This window comes from Mitsuaria sp. BK037 (genome assembly GCF_014193045.1).
Lineage (GTDB): Bacteria > Pseudomonadota > Gammaproteobacteria > Burkholderiales > Burkholderiaceae_C > Roseateles.
In genome coordinates this window covers 422,521-440,877 of sequence record NZ_JACHYS010000001.1, presented here as the reverse complement: position 1 = coordinate 440,877, position 18,357 = coordinate 422,521, and the positions used below count along the sequence as shown (strand labels likewise).

Here is an 18,357-nt window from a genome sequence, read left to right as displayed (position 1 = left end):
CCCGGAGGTCGAGGCGATGGGCGGGATTGTCGCCCAGCGCCGGATCGGCCGCGGCGCCGGTCAGGCCGGCTTGATCGAGCCCGGCAGGATGCGCGCCGTCTTGAACTGCGCGAGCAGCTGCTGGACTTCCGGGTCCTCGAGGATGATGGCCTCGGCCTGCCGCTGGCGGGCGCGCACCGCCAGCGTGTCGCGCAGCGCCGGCGAGTCGGAGGCGCGCCCCGCCTCGATCTCGACGCGCGCCGGCTTGCCGGTCAGCGCCGTCAGCGCCGCCTGCAGCTTCTCCTGCAGGCCGGGCTGGCGCAGCGACTCGCGCTCGACGCGGAAACGCCAGCGCTGCGGCTCGGCGGCCTCGTCGATCTCCAGGCATTCGGCCTGCAGCGCCAGCTCGCGCGCCAGCGCGTTCAGGCCCAACTGCGGCGCGAGCGCGTGCCAGCGTTCGCCCAGCGCGGTGGGGACAAGCACCACTTCCTCGATCGCGGTCGAGACGTAGATGCCGTCGCCGGCGTTGTCGGGCACAGGATCGTCCATGTCCGGCATCGCCATGCCGAGCGAGGCCTCCTCGTCCGACGGCGGCGGCACGTCCATCCAGGGCGGAGGGCCGTCGTCGTCGTGCGGCGGGGACAGGTCTTCCGGCTCCTCGGCGTCGGCATCCGCCTTGGCGGCCGCCAGCGGCGCCGCACGCGGACGCAGCCGGTCGCTGAAGCGCGTCGCCGGAGCGCCCGCCTGAGCGGCGCGCAAGGGACCGGAAGGCGCCGGCGCGCGAGGCGTTTCCTGCGCGGGAACGGCCATGGACGCGGGGGCCGGCGCGGGTTGCGGCACCGGCGCAGCGGCGATGGTTTGGAGCGCCGCGGTGACCGGTTGAGATTCCGGCTCGGGCTCGGGGGCCGGTGTGGGCGCGGGTTCCGGCACCGACGCCGATTCGGGGGCTGGCGCGGGCTCGGGCTCAGGGTCGGGTGCCGGCGCGGCGGCCTCCGCCACGCGCGGCACGGCCGGAGCCGGAGCCGGCATCTCCGGCGCACGCACCGGTTCCGCCTGGACCGGCGGCGCCGCGCTCACCGGCGGACGGGCCACCGGCGCCGGCGCCGGCGCCGGAGCGGGCGCGGTCCGCGCCGCGCTGCCCTCCGGCGCCGACGGCTGTCGAGCGCCCTGCCCGTTCGGCCGGAACGCCATCATCCGCAGCAGCACCATCGTCAGCCCGGCGTACTCGTCCGGCGCCAGCGGCAGTTCCTGACGGCCGTGCAGCGCCATGCTGTACATCAGCTGGATCTCGTCGGGCGGCAACTGGCTGGCCAGCGGCAGCAGCTCGGCCAGGTCGGGATCGCCCGCGTCGAGCGCCCCCGGCGCCGCCTGCGCGACGGCCAGGTGCTGCAGCGCCACCGCCAGGTCCTCGAGCGTGCCGCCCGCCGACAGGCCCATGTCGCGCAGCCGGTCCGAGGCGCCGACCAGCGCGGCGCCGTCGCCCGCGATCAGCGCGTTCAGGATGCCCAGCACATGGCCGCGATCGACGCTGCCCAGCATCTGGCGCACGCCGGCTTCCTTGAGCTCGCCCGAGCCGAAGGCGATGGCCTGGTCGGTCAGCGACAGCGCGTCGCGCATCGAGCCGCGCGCCGCGCGCGCCAGCAGGCGCAGCGCACCGGGTTCGTTCGGGACGTTCTCGTTGCCCAGCACGCGCGTCAGGTGCTCCAGCACCGTCTGCGGCGCCATCGGGCGCAGGTTGAATTGCAGGCAGCGCGACAGCACGGTCACGGGGACCTTCTGCGGGTCGGTCGTCGCGAGGACGAACTTCAGGTACTCGGGCGGCTCCTCCAGCGTCTTCAGCATCGCGTTGAAGGCGGTGTTCGAGAGCATGTGCACTTCGTCGATCATGTAGACCTTGAAGCGCCCGACGACCGGCTTGTAGACGGCCTGGTCCAGCAGCTGGGAAATTTCCTCGACGCCGCGGTTGGAGGCGGCGTCGAGCTCGACGTAGTCGACGAAGCGGCCGGCGTCGATGTCGCGGCAGGCGTCGCAGACGTTGCAGGGATGGGCGGTGATGCCGCCGGTGCCGTCCGGGCCGATGCAGTTCAGCGACTTGGCCAGGATCCGCGACACCGAGGTCTTGCCCACGCCGCGCGTGCCGGTGAACAGGTAGGCGTGATGCAGGCGCTGCTGCGTCAGCGCGTTGGCCAGGGCCTGCACGACGTGTTCCTGACCCATCAGCTCCTCGAAGGTGCGGGAGCGGTATTTGCGTGCGAGGACCTGGTAACTCATGGCGGGGCATTCTACGGGGGCGCACTCGCCCGCCGGCGCGCCGCCGGGCGGGCGGCGTCCGGGTTTGTCAGGAGGCCCGCGCGGCGCTGACGGATAATCCGCCGCCATGAGCACCCACGCCCCGCACGATCCTTCCTCCGGCACGCTGAGCTACGAACAGGCCGGCGTCAATTACGACCTGATCGACCCGCTGAAGATCAGCGCCCAGCGCGCCGCGGCGGCCACGGCCGTCCACATGAGCGCGCACGGGTTCACCGAGGTGAAGGCCTCGCGGGGCGAGTCGGCGTATGTCGTGGACGTGGGGCCGTTCTACATCGCCTCGATCGTCGAATGCCTAGGCACGAAGACCCTGGTCGCGGATGAGATGGCGACGCTCACCGGCAAGAGCTACTACGACGGCATCGCGCAGGACACGATCGCGATGGCGGTGAACGACCTGATCACGGTGGGCGCGACGCCGCTGGTGGTGCAGGCCTATTGGGCCGCGGGCGGCTCGGACTGGTTCGGCGACGCGCAGCGCGCGCAGGCGCTGGTGGCGGGCTGGAAGAAGGCCTGCGACGTCTGCCAGGTGGCCTGGGGCGGCGGCGAGACGCCGGCGCTGGCGGGCATCGTGGAAGGCGGCCGCATCGATCTGGCGGCCTCCTGCACCGGCCTGATCAACCCGAAGGAACGGCTGTCGGTGGGCGACAAGCTGGGCGCGGGCGACGCGATCGTGCTGCTGGCCTCGTCCGGCATCCACGCCAACGGCCTGAGCCTGGCGCGCAAACTGACCGAGCGCCTGCCCCAGGGCTACCTGACGGAAGTCCAGCCGGGCCTGAGCTACGGTGACGCGCTGCTGGCGCCGACCACGCTTTACTCGCCGGTGACCGAGGCGCTGTACAAGGCCGGCATCACGCCGCACTACTGCGCGAACATCACGGGCCACGGCTGGCGCAAGCTGCTGCGGCATCCCGGCAAGTTCACTTACCGCATCCACACGGTGCCGCCGGTGACGCCGGTGCTGAAGTTCATGCAGGAGCACGCGCAGCAGGACGACCGCGAGGCCTATTCGACGCTGAACATGGGCGCGGGTTTCGCGATCTTCGTGAAGGCGGACCAGGCGGCGAAGGTGGTGGAGATCGCCAAGTCCTGCGGTATCGAGGCGTGGGACGCCGGCCGCGTCGAGGACGGTGAGAAGCAGTTGCTGATCGAGCCGCTGGACATCCGCTTCGGTGACGACGACCTGCAGCTGCGCTGAGCGAGGCCAGGTCTGGAGGCAATGAAAGGCGCTGAGGCGCCTTTTTTTTCGCTCCTACCTTCTCGCCGAATGAATCCTGGCATTCAGCCTCCCGCTGCGTGAGCGTACTTTCGCCGCCCGGCAAAGATCCTCAGGGCGGCACGCACGTGCCTTGAGCGCTTCAAAACGTCACGCGAGTCCTGCTGAGAGAAGATCCGCTCAGTCAAATAGTCCGCGATGTTTCGGCGTCGCCTCAAGTATTCAAGGCCCTCCGCGATCAGCCTTTCACCGGCTTGTTCGTAATGGTGCCGGGTGCGCAGATGCACTTCGCTCCCCTTGTCGCCAATGACGGCCAACTCACGCGCCAGGATGAACACGCCGTAGTACGCGCGTGAAGCCGCGCTTCGCATGCTGCCCTCGCTTTGCCGAGAGATCAGGTGCTCCGCCACCTCCAAAAACTCGTCCGGATCGAATCGATGCATGCGTCACCTCTTCCACATGTCCCGCCGATCCTCGAAGGCTCCACGCCTTGCATCGAGTCCGACGGTTCCCATGAGCGAGCGCAACGCGGGGACGGCAAACCAAACCCTGCTCATGGTCTTGATCTCAATGGACTCGAAGCAGAACTCGCCCTCCGCGAAACCCCAGAGCGTGAACAGCAGATCCAGTGTGGCCAGCTCCGGATCCCGCCTGATCTCCACGCTGATCTGACGGCCTCGTGAACACCGAATCAGCTCCTCTTCGAAGTGCCGTACGTCTTCGCGGGGTACGGCGGGATGCCTCGACAAGAACCATTCGATGATGTCGCTCCAATCCTCCGTGCCGCGCAGCGCCTGCAAGTCGTAGGGCCATTCGGACGGCGCGCAGGGATTGAGGCACGGGTGAAACTTGTAGGGCGGCTGGGCCTTGCTGTCGACCCTCACCCAGCGGTAGTGTGGCCACTCCGCCTCCCTGCCCGACGCGGCCAGCACACCGCTCGGCTTGCATTCCACTTGATCAATCATCTTCACGACCTTTCGACTCACCGACCCACGTCGATGGAAGGCGCCCATTCTCGAAATCGCGGCGCGTCCTGCCATGACTCAAAGTGGTTCCTGGCGGGGGGTTGAAGCGGGCCCACCTTCGAGGGAAGCCGCCTGGCCTCTTGGGCCCTGCCCCGCGTTCCCCGGATTGACATCCCCCGCCCGGGTGACGAAGCTCCGCGCTCATGGACTGGTTCTATGGCCCGATGGTCGAGATGCATGCGCTGCTCGCGTGGTGCAGCGTCGGACTGTTCCTGGTGCGGGGGCTGGCGCATCAATTCGGCGCGGCGTGGGTGATGGACGAGCGGCTGCGCACGCTCGTGTTCAGCAGCCATGTGCTGATCGTGGTGTCCGGACTGAGCCTCTGGGGCGCGATGCACCACGACCCGCGCTACGAGCCCTGGATGACGGCGAAGTTCATCGCGCTCGGCGCGTACTTCGCACTCGGGCACTGGGGCATCGGACGCGGAGAGTTCCGCGTGGTCGGTTATCTGCTGGCGCTGGTCGCGCTCGGCTACGTCATGGCGGTGTCGATGACGCGCCAGGTCTTGCTCGGGCTCTGAGCCACCGCGCGCACGCGGCGCCCACAGGCCCTTGACGTCCACGAGCCATGCCGGGCGTAGCATGGGCAAATGACCTCCACCCGCCCCATCCACGACGCCGCGCAGCGCGGCTACACCAGCGCCTCGGACAGCTACCAGCGTGGCCGCCCGGAGTATCCGGAAGCGCTCGCCGAATGGCTGGACGCGACGCTGGGCGCCCGCGAGGGCGCGCGCGTCGTCGATCTCGGCGCGGGGACCGGCAAGTTCACCAAGCTGCTAGCGCGCACGGGGGCGGCGGTCACGGCGGTCGAGCCGGTCGACGCGATGCGGGCGCGGCTCGCGGAAAGCCTGCCTGACGTGCGGGCGCTCGGCGGCACGGCGGAGGCGATCCCGCTGGAGGATGGCGCGGCGGACGTGGTCGTCTGCGCACAGTCCTTCCACTGGTTCGCGAACGCGCAGGCGCTGCGCGAGATGCATCGCGTGCTGCGGCCGGGTGGCCGTCTGGGGCTGGTGTGGAACGTGAGGGACGAGTCCCGCGACTGGGTCGCCGCGATCACCGAGATCATCACCCCCTATGAGGGCGATGCGCCGCGCTTCTACAAGGGGACGTGGAAGCAGCCTTTCGAGGGGCAGTCGCTATTCGGGCCACTGCAGCGGACGGTGCTGCCGCACAGCCACGTGGGGACTTTCGATCAGGTCGTGATCGATCGGATCCTGTCGGTGAGCTTCATCGCGTCGCTGCCGGAGACCGAGCGGCACGCGGTCGCGCAGCGGCTGCGGGCGCTGCGGGATCGCTTCGCCGAACTGAGAGCGCCGACGATCGCCTTCCCTTACGCGACCGAGGCCTGGTTGTCGGAGCGGCTTCCGTCGGCATGACGGCGTGGCGAGCGGTCCGCCGGGCGTGGCGGATCAGCCGACCAGCTTCCAGCCCGATTGCCAGAGTTGACGGACGGCCGCGGCCTGGAGCGCGCGGCGCAGCTCGGCGGGACGCTCGCCGGGTCGCGCGGCGTGAGGGGCGCTGATCCATTGCGGGCCGACCTCACGCGACACGCGGGCCTGACCGTGGCGATCGGCGCGCAGCAGCGCGAGGCGCCAGGCGGCGTTCAGGCGCTGGGCGTGGGCGTCGTCGGCGAGCGGGCCGATCCAGTCGTCGCCTTGCAGGCGATGGGCGGCCTTGAGCAGCTCGAGGTCGGAGGGGAAGCGGGAGAACTCGGCGACCGGCTCGCCCCAGGGGTCGCGCAGCGTGCGCAGCGGCCGGGTGGGCGCGGTGGCGCCGTGAGCGGCACGGCGGCGGGTCAGCAGCGAATCGAACTGAGCCAGACGAGCGGACATGAAAAAACTCCGAGAGCCCACAGTGGTCACCGGCGTTTGCCGGCCCGGAGGCAATCGGAGCCGCAACGCTTTAGCCGCATTTGTGAATCGCCCGCAAGTAGTTGGTAAATCGGCGATGGCCTGGGCGGGAGCGCGTCCCGCGAGGTCCGGGGCGGATTTAACCACAGGCCCGCAGGGCACGTCGACCCAGGGGTGGCGGTGTTCGCACGCGTGGCGTGCGGAGATGCACGCCGGGGGAGCGCGCGGCCGGAGGGCCCGGAAAGCTCGGCTAGAATCCGCCGCTGACGGGCCTCCTCGCATGGAAGCGCGGCCAACCGGGTCAGGTGGGGAACCAAGCAGCCCTAACCGTTGTGACCAGTGCCGAGGGTAAGGCTCGTCAACCTCATACCCAGAATGAAACCGCCCGAGTGGCGGTTTTTTCGTTTCTGCGGCCTGCCGCGAGAATTCGCGGCAAGCAAATTTCGGTGAGCTCAACCGAAAGAATCACTTCCGCCACCCCGGACATTTCCCGTTCTTGTCGCGAGGCCCGCCCGGGCCTCCTCGCGAGCCGCAGTCGCCGCTGTTACCCCCACCGCCGCCTCCACGGCCACCGCGGCTACCGCTTCGCCCTCCACCGCCTCGCCTGCCTTTGGCTTCCGCCGATCCGATGCCGAGCGCGAGCAATCCGCCCAGCACGAGCAAACGCCGAGAAATGATCTGCGCCATACGGGTCTCCTCCCTTCGAAAACTTCAGTCTGAAAGAGGCGCTGCCTCGGGCGCATCGGAGGAACCCTCAAAAGCTTGCGGAGCCTCATCAATCGTGAGGAGAACCATCATCGGCGCGACACCTCCCACCAAATGGGTTCCCTCCGATTCAGGCGTTCCCCTTGCTAGAGTCGACGCAGCCCGCGCGCATCTGGAAACCGCCATGCCGGCCCCCTTCGACCTCGACCGCTTCCTCACCGCCCAGTCTCCTCAACTCGCCGACGTCCTCGACGAGCTCAAGCGCGGTCGCAAGGTCAGCCACTGGATGTGGTACTTCTTCCCGCAGCTCCGCGGCCTGGGTCTCAGCAGCACGGCCCAGTTCTACGGCATCGAATCCCTCGACGAAGCCGCCGCTTTTCTGGCCCACCCGGTCCTCGGCCCGCGTCTTCGCGAATGCGTGACGCTGATGAACTCCCACCGCACCCGATCCGCCGAACAGATCCTCGGCCAGGTCGACGCGCTGAAGTTCCGCTCCTCGCTGACGCTCTTCGCGCGCGCCTCCGGCAACGACGCCGTCTTCGTCGAAGCCCTCGACCGCTTCTACGATGGCCAGCCCGACCCGCGCACGCTGGAACTCCTCGATGGCCACTGACTCCGCCCCGCGCGGCGGCGCCTTCACCCGCCTCCCCTGCCCGATCCCCGGCGTCGACATCGTCCGCGCCGACACCGCGCGCGCCTTCTCCCGTCACATCCATGACGAGTTCGGCATCGGCCTGATCGACCGCGGCGCTCAGAAATCCGCCAGCGGCCGCGGCATCGTCGAAGCCGGCCCGGGCGACCTCATCACCGTCAACCCGGGCGAGGTCCACGATGGCCTGCCCGTCGGCGACCACGGACGCGCCTGGCGCATGCTCTACCTCTCGCCGGAACTGGTGCTAGACCTCCTCGCCGACATCGCCGAGGACGCACCCACACGCGACGTCGAGTTCCACCACCCCGCCCTCCACGACGCCCGCATCGCCGCCCGCTTCGAGGCGCTCTTCCGCGCAATGACCTCGGAGCCCGCCGCCGCGGCCGACACACTGCGCGCCGACTCCGCGCTCGTGCTGCTGCTCCAGAGCCTGCTCCATCCCCGCGCGCCAGCGCCGACCGCGATCCCCTCCGGCATCGCCGCCGCCCGCACCCGCCTCGATGACGAGCTCGCCTCCCCGGCGAGCCTGGCCGACCTCGCCCGCGAAGCCGGCCTGAGCCGCTTCCAGTTCCTGCGCGCCTTCACCCGCGCGACCGGCCTGCCGCCGCATGCCTACCTCGTCCAGCGCCGCCTGCAGCGCGCGCGCCGGCTCATCGGCCAGGGCACCCCGCTCGCCGAGGCCGCCGCGGCCAGCGGCTTCTGCGATCAGAGCCACCTCACGCGCCACTTCGTCCGCTGCTTCGGCATCCCGCCCGGCGTCTACGCGGCCGCGCTGCGCTGAGCCGCCCGGCCCTGCAATTTCGTCCAAGACGCGCCGCCCCTCGCGGCCCGATCATGACCTCTCCGCAGCCATCGCATCGAGGTCCGCCGTGCCGTTCTCCTCGCTCTCCAATCCCGAGTTCCTGGTCACCTCGCTGATCGTCGTGGCCTCGCCCGGCACCGGCGCGCTGGTGACGCTCGCCGCCGGCCTGTCCAGCGGCGGACGGGCCGCGCTCGCGGCCGCCTTCGGCTGCACCCTCGGCATCGTGCCGCACATGCTGGCCGCGATCACCGGCCTGGCCGCGCTGCTGCATGCGAGCGCGCTCGCGTTCGACCTCGTGAAGTACGCCGGCGTTGCCTACCTGCTCTACATGGCCTGGGTGTCGCTGCGCGAGCGCGGCGCGCTCGCCATCGATGCCGCCGGACCGCCTCGCTCCGCGCACGAGATCGTCGCCCACGCGGTGCTGGTGAACCTGCTCAATCCCAAGCTGTCGATCTTCTTCGTCGCCTTCCTGCCGCAGTTCATCGCCCACGACGAGCCCCGCCCGACGCCCTTGATGCTCGAGCTGTCCCTCGTCTTCATGGCGATGACCTTCGGCGTGTTCGCGGTCTATGGCGTCTTCGCCGCCGCGATGCGCGACCGCGTGCTGTCCCGCCCGCCGGTGCTGCGCTGGATGCGGCGCGGCTTCGCGGCCGCCTTCGTGGGACTGGGCGTCAAGCTCGCGCTGGTGCAGCGCTGAGGGCGCCCGCCAGGAACGCGCATCCCGCCGTCCGGGCTACACGCCCGCCTCGTCCTTCACTTCCCCATCGAAGTCGAACAGCTCGATGCGCCGCGGCGCGGCCGAGCGCCGCTCCACCTTGTGCTGCGGCCCGATCGCCTTGCCCGTGCGGGCATCGATCAGCTGCAGCTCCACCGGCTCGCCGGTCTCCGTGTCGATGAGCCGCATCGGCTTGCCCTTCAGCGCCGCGTGCCGGTTGCCCCAGTTCAGCATCGTCAGCATCACCGGCCGGAAATCGCGGCCCTTGGGCGTCAGCACGTACTCGAAGCGCGGCGGCTTCTCGCTATAGGGCCGCTTCTCCAGCAACCCGCGATCCACCAGCTCCGCCAGCCGCCGCGCCAGCGTATTGGACGCAATGCCGAGCTCGGTCACGAACTCGTCGAAGCGGTGATGCCCATAAAACACTTCGCGCAGGATCAGCACGCTCCAGCTGTCACCCAGCATGTCGGCCGTACGTGCCACCGGGCAGGCCATCTCCTCGAAACTCGTGCGGCGCATCGGCGGTCTCCTTGGGTTGCCCCGCCATTCTCACTGACTTCCATCATGGAAGTCAGTTGACGAATCCGGAACAGTGCATTCCACCGCCAGTCACTTCCATCATGAAAGTGACGTTCCTATAGTCCGCTCCATCACCCGCCGCCCCGGCGGGCCCTCGATGCCGGAGCTCCGCATGACCGCCTCTTCCCCCAACGCCACCGCCACGGCCGCTTCCCCGGCACCCGTTCCTCCCGCGCCTCCCGCTCCTTCTCTTCCTCCCGCGTCCTCCGCTGGCTCGCGCAGGCCGTTCGGCCGCACCGCGCTGTCGTGGGCCGCGCTGACCGCCGCCGTGCTCGCGGCCGGCGCCTATGGCGCCCACTGGTGGACCACAGGCCGCTTCCATGAGGAGACCGACGACGCCTACGTCGGCGGCGACGTCACCGTCGTCGGCGCGAAGGTCGGCGGCTACATCGCCGAGCTGCCGGTCACCGACAACCAGTTCGTGCGCGCCGGCGAGCTGCTGGCTCGCATCGACGCCCGCGACTACGACGCCGCGCTGCAGCGCGCGGCCGGCGCCGTCGAAGCGCAGGAGGCCGCCATCGCCAACCTGGCCGCGGCCGCCGCGCTGCAGCAGGCGGTGATCGCCAAGGCGAGCGCCGGCATCGCCGCGGCCTCCGCCGAGGAGCAGCGCGCCCGCGACGACTTCGCGCGCTATCAGGATCTGGTGCGGCGCTCGGCTGTCTCGGTCGAAAGCAGCCAGCGCGCCGAGGCCGCCTTCAAGACCGCGCAGGCCGGCTCCGCGCGCGCCCGTGCCGAGCAACTCGCCGCCGAGCGCCAGCTCGACGTCATCGCGACGCAGAAGCGCCAGGCGCAGGCCGCGCTCGACCAGGCCCGCGCCGAACGCGAACTCGCGCGCCTGAACGTCGGCTACACGGAACTGCGCGCGCCGCGCGATGGCTACATCGGCAACCGCAAGGCGCGGCTGGGCACCTATGTCGGCGTCGGCACGCCGCTGATGTCGGTCGTCCCCGCGCAGGGCCTCTGGGTCGATGCCAACTTCAAGGAAGACCAGCTCGCCCGCATGCAGGCCGGACAGCCCGTGCGCATCCGCGCCGACGCCTGGCCCGGCGTCGTGATGCACGGACGGCTCGGCAGCCTGGCGCCCGCGACGGGCGCCCAGTTCAGCGTGCTGCCGGCCGAGAACGCCACCGGCAACTTCACCAAGATCGTCCAGCGCGTGCCGGTGCGCATCCAGCTCGACGCCGCGGATGACCGCCTCGGCCGGCTGCGCCCCGGACTGTCCGTCGTGGTCGAGGTCGACACCGCCGCAGACAGCACCACCCCGTCCGCCAAGACCGCGAGCCTGCCATGAGCACCGCGCTCACTGCTTCCGCGTCGCCGCCGGCGCCGGCATCGATGCCGCCGCGCGCGCGTCCCGCCTTCTGGTCCAACGACGTCATTCCCCTCGCCCAGCTGAGCACGCGCGACAAGGTGATCGCCTTCGCGACGATGTGCATCGGCATGTTCATCGCGCTGCTGGACATCCAGATCGTCTCGGCCTCGCTGCGCGACATCGGCGGCGGCCTCTCCGCCGGCGCCGACGACACCACCTGGGTCCAGACCAGCTACCTGATCGCCGAGATCATCGTCATCCCGCTGTCGGGCTGGCTCGCCAGCGTGATGTCCACGCGCTGGCTGTTCGCCGCCTCCGCGCTGGGCTTCACGCTGACCAGCCTGCTGTGCGGCCTGGCATGGAACATCCAGAGCATGATCGCGTTCCGCGCGCTGCAGGGCTTTCTCGGCGGCTCCATGATCCCGATGGTCTTCACCACCGCCTTCATGTACTTCGACGGGAAGCAGCGCGTCATCGCCGCGGCCACCATCGGCGCCATCGCCTCGCTCGCGCCGACGCTGGGGCCCGTGGTCGGCGGCTGGATCACCGACATGCTGTCGTGGCAGTGGCTCTTCTACATCAACCTGCTGCCCGGCCTCGTCGTCACCGTCGTCGTGCCGCTGATGGTGCGCGTGGACAAGCCCGACCTCTCGCTGCTCAAGGGCGCCGACTACCTGTCGATGGCGCTGCTCGCGGTGTTCCTGGGCTGCCTCGAGTACACGCTCGAGGAAGGCCCGCGCTGGAACTGGTTCGGCGACACGACCATCGCCGTCACCGCCTGGACTGCCGCACTGAGCGGCCTCGCCTTCATCGGGCGCAGCCTGACCGCCGCGCGGCCCATCGTGGACCTGCGCGCGCTCAAGGACCGCAACTTCGCGCTCGGCAGCCTGTTCTCATTCATCACCGGCATCGGCATCTTCGCCACCATCTACCTCACGCCGCTGTTCCTCGGCCGCGTGCGCGGCTATGGCGCGCTGGACATCGGCCTGGCCGTGTTCTCGACCGGCGTGTTCCAGGTGATGAGCATCCCGCTCTACGCCTTCCTCGCCAGCCGCTTCGACCTGCGCTGGATCCTCTTCGCGGGGCTCGCGCTGTTCGCGCTCTCGATGTGGGAGTTCATGCCGATCACGCACGACTGGGGCGCGCATCAGCTGCTGCTGCCGCAGGCGCTGCGCGGCATGGCGCAGCAGCTCAGCGTGCCGCCGGTGGTGACGCTGGCGCTCGGCGCGCTGCCGCCGGCGCGGCTCAAGCTGGCCTCGGGACTGTTCAACCTGATGCGCAACCTGGGCGGCGCCATCGGCATCGCGGCCTGCGCGACGGTGCTCAACGATCGCACCAACCTGCACTTCCAGCGCCTGGCCGAGCGCCTGCATGACGGCAACGAGGCGATGAGCGGCTTCCTCGCGTCCGCCGGCGCGCCGCTGTCCTTGCTGCCTTCGGGCGATGCGGCCACCGCGGCGCTGCGCCAGCTCTGGTCGCTGACCTACCGCGAGGCGCTGACGATGACCTTCTCCGACGCCTTCCTGCTCGTGATGGTCTGCTTCGTGGCGGCGCTGCTGTTCGTGCCGCTGCTGCGCAAGATCACGCCGCCATCCGCCCCTTCCGCCGATGCCCATTGAGGTTTCGCGCCCGCCCCTCCTTCGCGCCGCACTTCCTGGAGTTCCGCCATGACGCTCCCGCTTTCCTCCGCTGCCCGCCTGCCCAGGCGCCCTGCCACGCTGAATCTGGCGCTGAGCGCCATGCTGGCGGCTGCGCTTGCCGCTTGCGCGCCGATGGCCGATCCGGCCGGCCGCCCCCGCGCGCTCGACGAGCAGTTCGCCGGCCAGGCGCTGATCTCGCAACGCCAGACCGGCGACTCGCCTGCGGCGCTGGCCACCTGGTGGCAAGGCTTCGACGATCCCGCATTGAGCGCCATCGTCCGGCGCGCGCTCGACCAGAACCTGGACCTCGCCATCGCGCTGGCCCGCACCGAGCAGGCGCGCGCCGCGGCGCAAGGCGCCGGCGCGAATCGCCTGCCGCAGGGCATGCTGCAAGGCCAGCTGCTGCATCAGCGCCAGTCGCTGAAGAGCCCCGAAGGTCAGCTCGCACACGGGTTTCCCGGCTACGAGCGCGAGCAGACGCTGCAGACGCTCGGCATCGGCGCGAGCTGGGAAGCGGATCTGGCCGGCGGCCTGCGCCAGGGCGAGACGGCTGCCGTCGCCGAATGGCAGGTCGCCGAGGCGGCGCGCATGGGCGCGCGCGTGACCGTCGTGGCCGAAGCAGCCGATGCCTACTTCCGCGTGCGCGGCGCGCAGGCCCGAATCGCCGTCGCCGAGGCGCACCTGCGCAACCAGTCCCAGTTGCTGCGGCTGATCGAGGACCGCTTCAACGGCGGCCTGGCGGCGCAGCGCGAAGTCGCGCAAGCCCAGGCGCTGCAGCTGCAGGCGCGCGGCACGTTGCCGCCGCTGCGCACCGAGCTGTCGCAGCAGCTGCATCGCCTGGACGTGTTGATGGGCGAGCAGGCCGGCACCTACGCGGCAAAGCTGATCGCGGACACGCCCGAGGCGCCGCGCGCCGCTGCGCCTGCCGCCACGCGTTCATCCACCTACCGCGTGCCGTCGCTGCCCGCGGACCTCACTCCTGCGGCGCTGATGCGCCGCCGCCCCGATGTCATCGCCGCGGAGCGCCAGCTCGACGCGAGCCAGGCGCGCATCGGCGTCGCAACGGCCGAGTACTACCCGCGCCTGACGCTCGGTGGCGTGCTCGGCGCTTCGAGCCTGAACGGCGGGCTGTTGTCGGCGGCGGCCTTCCAGCCGCAGGCGCTGCTTGGGTTGCACTGGCGGCTGTTCGACTTCGGCCGCGTCGACGCCGAGGTCGCGCAGGCCCGTGGCGCGCGGGCCGAGGCGCTCGCGCAAGTGCGGCTGCGCATGCTGCGCGCCACCGAGGACGTCGAGAACGCCATCGTCAGCCTGTCCGAACTGGAGCAGCAGCGCGGCGATCTGACGGAGGAGGTCCGCGCCCATCAGCTTGCACGTGATGCGGCCGAGGACGCCTACAAGGGCGGCGCCGCCAGCCTGATCGAGGTGCTGGAGGAAGACCGGCTGCTGCTCGGGGCACGCGACCAGCTGGCACAGCTCGACGCGGCGCACGCGCGGGCGGCGGTCGCCGCCTTCCGGGCGTTTGGCGGCGGTTGGGAGGCGCCGGCCGCCATCGCGGCTCGGTAGCATCGGGGCCCATGAGCCCGCCCTCCGCATCGCCCTCGCCCTCCCCCACGCCGTCCCCGTCCGGTGCCGCACGCGCCCATTCGATCAACGAGCTGCTGCCGCTGCTCTTCGTCGCCGTCTGGAGCACCGGCTTCATCGGCGCCAAGTTCGGCCTGCCCGACGCGGAGCCGCTGACCTTCCTCGCCTGGCGCTACGCCGCGGTGATCGTGCTGATGCTGCCGGTGGTCCTGCTGCTGCGCGCGCCGTGGCCGCGCTCGCCCGCCGCCTTTGGCCACATCGCGGTCACGGGGCTGCTGGTCCACGGCGTGTACCTGGGCGGCGTCTTCACCGCCATTTCGCACGGGCTGCCGGCCGGCATCACCGCGCTGGTGGTGGGCCTGCAGCCGCTGGTGACCGCGCTGGGCGCGCGCGCCTTCCTCGGCGAGCGCATCGACCGCCTGCAATGGCTGGGGCTGGCGATGGGCTTTCTCGGCGTCGGGCTGGTCGTGGCGCAGAAGGTGGCCGCGGTCCCGGGCGGCGCGCTGGTGACGATGCTGCTGCCCGCCGTGGTCGCGCTGGTCGGCATCACCGCCGGCACGCTCTACCAGAAGAAGTTCTGCCCCTCCTTCGACCTGCGCACCGGCTCGATCATCCAGTTCGTGCCCAGCCTGCTGGTGACCGCCGCGATCGCGGTCGCGACCGAGACGATGCAGGTGCGCTGGACCGGCCAGTTCATCTTCGCGCTGGGCTGGCTGGTGGTGGTGCTGTCGCTGGGCGCGGTCAGCCTGCTGAACCTGCTGATCCGCCGCGGCAGCGCGGTCAACGTCGCGAGCCTCTTCTACCTGACGCCGCCGACCACCGCGCTGATCGCCTGGGCCCTGTTCGGCGAGACGCTGAGCGGGCCGGCGATGGCGGGCATGGCGCTGGTCGCGATCGGCGTGTGGCTCGCGCGAAGGACCCGCTGAAGCGGCCGGCGGCGGGTCGCTCGGCAGCGCCTCGCCCGCTGCATTTGCAGCAAGGAAAAAGGCGACCCGTGGGTCGCCTGCGGGGTGGTGATGACAGCGGAATCAGTTGCGGTCGGCGCGCGCCGGCAGGTTGCTGTCGGAGCTGTTCGTCGACATGTCGGTGCTCGACGTGTCGCTGCCCATGGTCGACGTGCTGCCCTGGTTCATCGGCTGCGTCGGCGTTCTCACGCTCGGGTCCTGCCGCTGGTCGGTCGTCGTGTTGTTGCCGTTGTAGTCGCTGCCGGTGGCCGGCTGGCTGTTGCGCCAGTCGTTGGTCGTCGCGGGCTGGCCGGTGCTCGGGTTGGCCGCGGGGGTCGCGGGCGGCGCCTTGTTCTGGTTATTGTTGTTGGACAGCGGATCCTGGGTCTGGTCGCGGGCGCCGACCGAGCCCGAGCTGCCGCCCTGGCCGCCGCTCTGTGCATGCAGGAAGCTGACGCCGGACGCCAGCGCGATCGCCATCGCCACGGTGGTGATCTTGGAACGTGAGTTCATGGTGGATCTCCTTGGAAGCTGAGGGTCGAGGTCTTGCCGGGAACGGTCGCGAACCCGCGTCGCATCGCGGATCGACGGGCCGTCCTTGCACGAATTGACCGGCAATCCCGATGCCCGCGCGCCTCGGCGCGGCCGGGTCAACGGTCGCGGACCACCGTCCGCGTCCTGCCCGGCACGAGTTCATCGAGCACCGCCCGCACCGCCGGCGCGCCCGCCGTCGTCGCGGGCACCGGCTCGGGCGTCAGCGGCTGCGTGAGCGCGCGCGCCTGCGCCGCGCCGCGGGACCCGGCAACCGCCGCCTGCGCCGCGACGCCGCGCAGGCGCTCGCCCAGCGCGTCGAGGCTGGCAGCCATCGCGTCCTCGTCCGCCTGCGCGTCGAAGGGCTCGAGGCTGATGCGCTCCTGCGCGATGCCCAGCCCCAGCGCATGGAAATAGCTGGCCTCGCTGACAACGCTGAGCTGGCTCGCGATCAGCCGGTGCACTTCGAGGTCGGGCATGTCCAGCTGGGACCCCTGCACCGAGCTGAGCACCGGCGTGCGCGTGATGCCGCCCGCCAGACCGGCCAGCCGGTGAGCGTTCGGCAAATGCGCGTGCAGCACGTCCGCCTGCCGATTCCGGATCAATCCCACCAGCACCTGGATCGCGTGCCAGGGCGGGTCGTCGGGCATCGCGACGATCACGACCTCGGCGCCCCGGCCGCGCATCCGTTCCGCGAACGCACCGTCGGCGGGACACACGACGGTGAAGCGCAGGCCTTCGTCCGGACCGAGGCGCTCGAGCAGGCGCTCCACCAGTTCGGTCGCGCCGAGCCGGTCGGCGGCGGAGGCCAGGCCCGAGGGGGCGTCCTCGTTCGCCTCGTCCGGCGGCACGGCGCCGACGACCTCGACCACATGCACCGCGAGCGACGTCGCCCCTGCGCCGGCCGACGCCGCCAAGGGAGCGGCGGGCAGCGCGGGGATCGTGCCGGGACGGCGAGCGGCGGGACGGTTCATCGGCGGCCTTTCACAACCGCCAGTCGCGGTTTTCCCCCGATTGGCAAACCCCATACCCGCGAGCGCGGCGCGCTCAGCCCGGCTCAGTCAGTCGCCGGCAGCAGGGGCTTCAGCGATTGCAGCACCGTCGGCAGCAGCTCGCTGACGGTGGGATGGATGCGCACGCCGCCGGCCGTCACCTCGGTGTACGGCCGCTTCGACGCGATGACATCGAGCAGCGACTGCACCGCCTCGTCGCCATCGACGCCGAGCACCGTCGCGCCGAGGATCGCCTTCGACCCCGCGTCGGCCAGCAGCTTGATGAAACCTTCGGTCTCACCCTTCTCGATCGCCCGGCCCACCCGCGTCATCGGCCGCGTGCCGATCAACGCCGCACGACCGCTCGCGCGCACCTCGCGCTCGCTCAGGCCGATGCGCGCGAGGGGCGGGTCGGTGTACAGCGCATAGGTCACGACCCGATCGCCGATGCCACGGTCGGCGCCGTCGAAGAGATTGGCCGCAGCCACCTCGAAGTCGTTCCAGGCGGTGTGGGTGAAGGCGCCGCGGCCGTTGCAGTCCCCGAGCGCCCAGATGTGGGGCACGCTGCTGCGCAGCCGGTCGTCGACGACGACATGACCGCGCTCGTCCACGCGCACGCCGGCCTGGTCCAGGCCGAGGTCGTCGGTATTGGGCCGGCGACCCGTCGCGATCAGCACGTGGCTGCCGCGGACCTCGGGCTCGCCGGTCTGGCAGTTCACCCGCACGGCGACGCCTTCGCCGGCCGGCGCGAGCTTCACGCATTCGGCGCCAGTGCGGATCGTCAGCCCTTCCCGCTCCAGGATCCCGCGCAGCGCCTCGCCCACGTCGGCGTCTTCGCGCGGGACCAATCGCGGCCCCCGCTGCACGACGGTGACCGCCGAACCGAAGCGCCGGAACATCTGCGCGAACTCCAGCCCGATGTAGCTGCCGCCGACGACCACCAGATGCCGAGGCAGTTCCTCGAGCGCCATGATCGACGCGTTGGTGAGCCAGGGCACCGCGTCCAGGCCCTCGACGCCGGGCTGCGCCGGCCGGCCGCCGACATTGAGGAAGAAGCGGTCGGCCCTCAGCCGGCGCTCGCCGACGGCGATCGTATGGGGATCGACGAAGCGCGCGTGGCCCATGACCAGTTCCACGTTCGCCATGCCGCGCAGCCACTGCTCGACATTGCGGCGCGACTGGCCGGAGATGCGGTCCTTGCGTGCGACCACCGCGGGCAGGTCCACGCCGAAGCGCTCCGGCGGGCGCACGCCCCAGCGCGCGGCCTCGCGCACGACCCAGGCGGCATGCGCGCTGGCGACCATCGCCTTGGTCGGGATGCAGCCGGTATTCACGCAGGTGCCGCCGACGCGCGAGCGCTCGACGACGGCGACCCGCCAGCCGGCTTGCGACATCCGCTCGGCCAGCGCCGGGCCGGCTTGGCCGGCACCGATGACGATCGCGTCGAAGGTCTCAGGGGAAAGGCTCACGGCAATGCTCCTGGAAGAGGACCGTCGCGGAGTCTGCCACCGCCCCCCTGAATGG

Annotated in this window: 18 protein-coding genes and 1 other RNA gene; 11 read left to right on the top strand and 8 right to left on the bottom strand. The window is 70.9% G+C overall.

Annotated features, from left to right (window positions below; all coding sequences use genetic code 11):
- Window positions 1–60: 60 nt before the first annotated feature.
- Window positions 61–2,250 carry a DNA polymerase III subunit gamma/tau gene (gene dnaX, locus FHT37_RS01965; RefSeq protein WP_183478615.1) on the bottom strand — a complete coding sequence of 730 codons (2,190 nt, stop codon included), beginning with the start codon at window positions 2,248–2,250 and terminating at the stop codon, window positions 61–63.
- A gap of 106 nt (window positions 2,251–2,356) precedes the next feature.
- Here dnaX and FHT37_RS01960 point away from each other — a divergent pair, with 106 nt between their 5' ends.
- Complete coding sequence (locus FHT37_RS01960) at window positions 2,357–3,487, top strand: AIR synthase-related protein (protein ID WP_147241701.1); 1,131 nt, start codon at window positions 2,357–2,359, stop codon at window positions 3,485–3,487.
- A gap of 83 nt (window positions 3,488–3,570) precedes the next feature.
- On the opposite strand, the gene FHT37_RS01955 is transcribed toward FHT37_RS01960, so the two are convergent.
- Entirely contained in the window at window positions 3,571–3,948 is a 378-nt protein-coding gene (locus FHT37_RS01955; protein ID WP_183478614.1) for a hypothetical protein, read from the bottom strand.
- 3 nt (window positions 3,949–3,951) lie between these two features.
- Window positions 3,952–4,470, bottom strand: a complete 519-nt coding sequence (locus FHT37_RS01950; protein ID WP_141225238.1) for a hypothetical protein — start codon at window positions 4,468–4,470, stop codon at window positions 3,952–3,954.
- A 203-nt stretch (window positions 4,471–4,673) separates the two neighbouring features.
- Here FHT37_RS01950 and FHT37_RS01945 point away from each other — a divergent pair, with 203 nt between their 5' ends.
- Window positions 4,674–5,051 (top strand): SirB2 family protein, encoded by a 378-nt coding sequence (locus tag FHT37_RS01945; protein WP_091723319.1) that lies wholly within the window; start codon window positions 4,674–4,676, stop codon window positions 5,049–5,051.
- Between the two features lie 69 nt (window positions 5,052–5,120).
- Window positions 5,121–5,906 (top strand): class I SAM-dependent methyltransferase, encoded by a 786-nt coding sequence (locus tag FHT37_RS01940; protein ID WP_183478612.1) that lies wholly within the window; start codon window positions 5,121–5,123, stop codon window positions 5,904–5,906.
- A 33-nt stretch (window positions 5,907–5,939) separates the two neighbouring features.
- Here the strand turns inward: FHT37_RS01940 and FHT37_RS01935 are convergent, their stop codons facing one another.
- On the bottom strand, window positions 5,940–6,362 hold the full coding sequence (locus FHT37_RS01935) for a hypothetical protein (protein ID WP_183478611.1): 423 nt from the start codon (window positions 6,360–6,362) through the stop codon (window positions 5,940–5,942).
- Between the two features lie 283 nt (window positions 6,363–6,645).
- Between FHT37_RS01935 and ffs the strand changes: the two genes are divergently transcribed.
- From ffs to FHT37_RS01915, 4 genes are all read left to right on the top strand, one after another.
- Window positions 6,646–6,743: signal recognition particle sRNA small type (ffs, locus tag FHT37_RS01930), an RNA gene on the top strand.
- A 526-nt stretch (window positions 6,744–7,269) separates the two neighbouring features.
- Complete coding sequence (locus tag FHT37_RS01925) at window positions 7,270–7,698, top strand: DUF1810 domain-containing protein (protein WP_183478610.1); 429 nt, start codon at window positions 7,270–7,272, stop codon at window positions 7,696–7,698.
- Window positions 7,688–8,518, top strand: a complete 831-nt coding sequence (locus FHT37_RS01920) for an AraC family transcriptional regulator (RefSeq protein WP_183478609.1) — start codon at window positions 7,688–7,690, stop codon at window positions 8,516–8,518. The genes FHT37_RS01925 and FHT37_RS01920 overlap by 11 nt, the downstream gene beginning before the upstream one ends.
- An 88-nt stretch (window positions 8,519–8,606) precedes the next feature.
- Window positions 8,607–9,236, top strand: coding sequence for a LysE family translocator (locus FHT37_RS01915; RefSeq protein ID WP_183478608.1), 630 nt, complete (start codon window positions 8,607–8,609; stop codon window positions 9,234–9,236).
- A gap of 36 nt (window positions 9,237–9,272) precedes the next feature.
- Here the strand turns inward: FHT37_RS01915 and FHT37_RS01910 are convergent, their stop codons facing one another.
- Window positions 9,273–9,773, bottom strand: coding sequence for a helix-turn-helix domain-containing protein (locus FHT37_RS01910; protein ID WP_091723303.1), 501 nt, complete (start codon window positions 9,771–9,773; stop codon window positions 9,273–9,275).
- Window positions 9,774–9,945: 172 nt separating this feature from the next.
- On the opposite strand from FHT37_RS01910, the gene FHT37_RS01905 reads away from it, so the two are divergent.
- The 4 genes from FHT37_RS01905 to FHT37_RS01890 are packed head-to-tail and all read left to right on the top strand — an operon-like array spanning window position 9,946 to window position 15,292.
- Entirely contained in the window at window positions 9,946–11,124 is a 1,179-nt protein-coding gene (locus tag FHT37_RS01905) for an HlyD family secretion protein (RefSeq protein WP_183478607.1), read from the top strand.
- Window positions 11,121–12,764, top strand: a complete 1,644-nt coding sequence (locus FHT37_RS01900) for a DHA2 family efflux MFS transporter permease subunit (protein ID WP_183478606.1) — start codon at window positions 11,121–11,123, stop codon at window positions 12,762–12,764. Before FHT37_RS01905 ends, FHT37_RS01900 begins: the two co-directional genes overlap by 4 nt.
- A gap of 48 nt (window positions 12,765–12,812) precedes the next feature.
- Complete coding sequence (locus FHT37_RS01895) at window positions 12,813–14,348, top strand: efflux transporter outer membrane subunit (protein WP_183478605.1); 1,536 nt, start codon at window positions 12,813–12,815, stop codon at window positions 14,346–14,348.
- A gap of 11 nt (window positions 14,349–14,359) precedes the next feature.
- Entirely contained in the window at window positions 14,360–15,292 is a 933-nt protein-coding gene (locus tag FHT37_RS01890) for a DMT family transporter (RefSeq protein WP_183478604.1), read from the top strand.
- A 102-nt stretch (window positions 15,293–15,394) separates the two neighbouring features.
- Here FHT37_RS01890 and FHT37_RS01885 read toward each other — a convergent pair whose 3' ends face one another.
- The 3 genes from FHT37_RS01885 to FHT37_RS01875 form a co-directional block, all read right to left on the bottom strand.
- Entirely contained in the window at window positions 15,395–15,823 is a 429-nt protein-coding gene (locus tag FHT37_RS01885; protein WP_183478603.1) for a hypothetical protein, read from the bottom strand.
- Window positions 15,824–15,960: 137 nt separating this feature from the next.
- Complete coding sequence (locus FHT37_RS01880) at window positions 15,961–16,815, bottom strand: glycosyltransferase (RefSeq protein ID WP_183478602.1); 855 nt, start codon at window positions 16,813–16,815, stop codon at window positions 15,961–15,963.
- Between the two features lie 83 nt (window positions 16,816–16,898).
- Entirely contained in the window at window positions 16,899–18,302 is a 1,404-nt protein-coding gene (locus FHT37_RS01875) for an FAD-containing oxidoreductase (protein ID WP_183478601.1), read from the bottom strand.
- Between the last annotated feature and the right edge of the window lie 55 nt (window positions 18,303–18,357).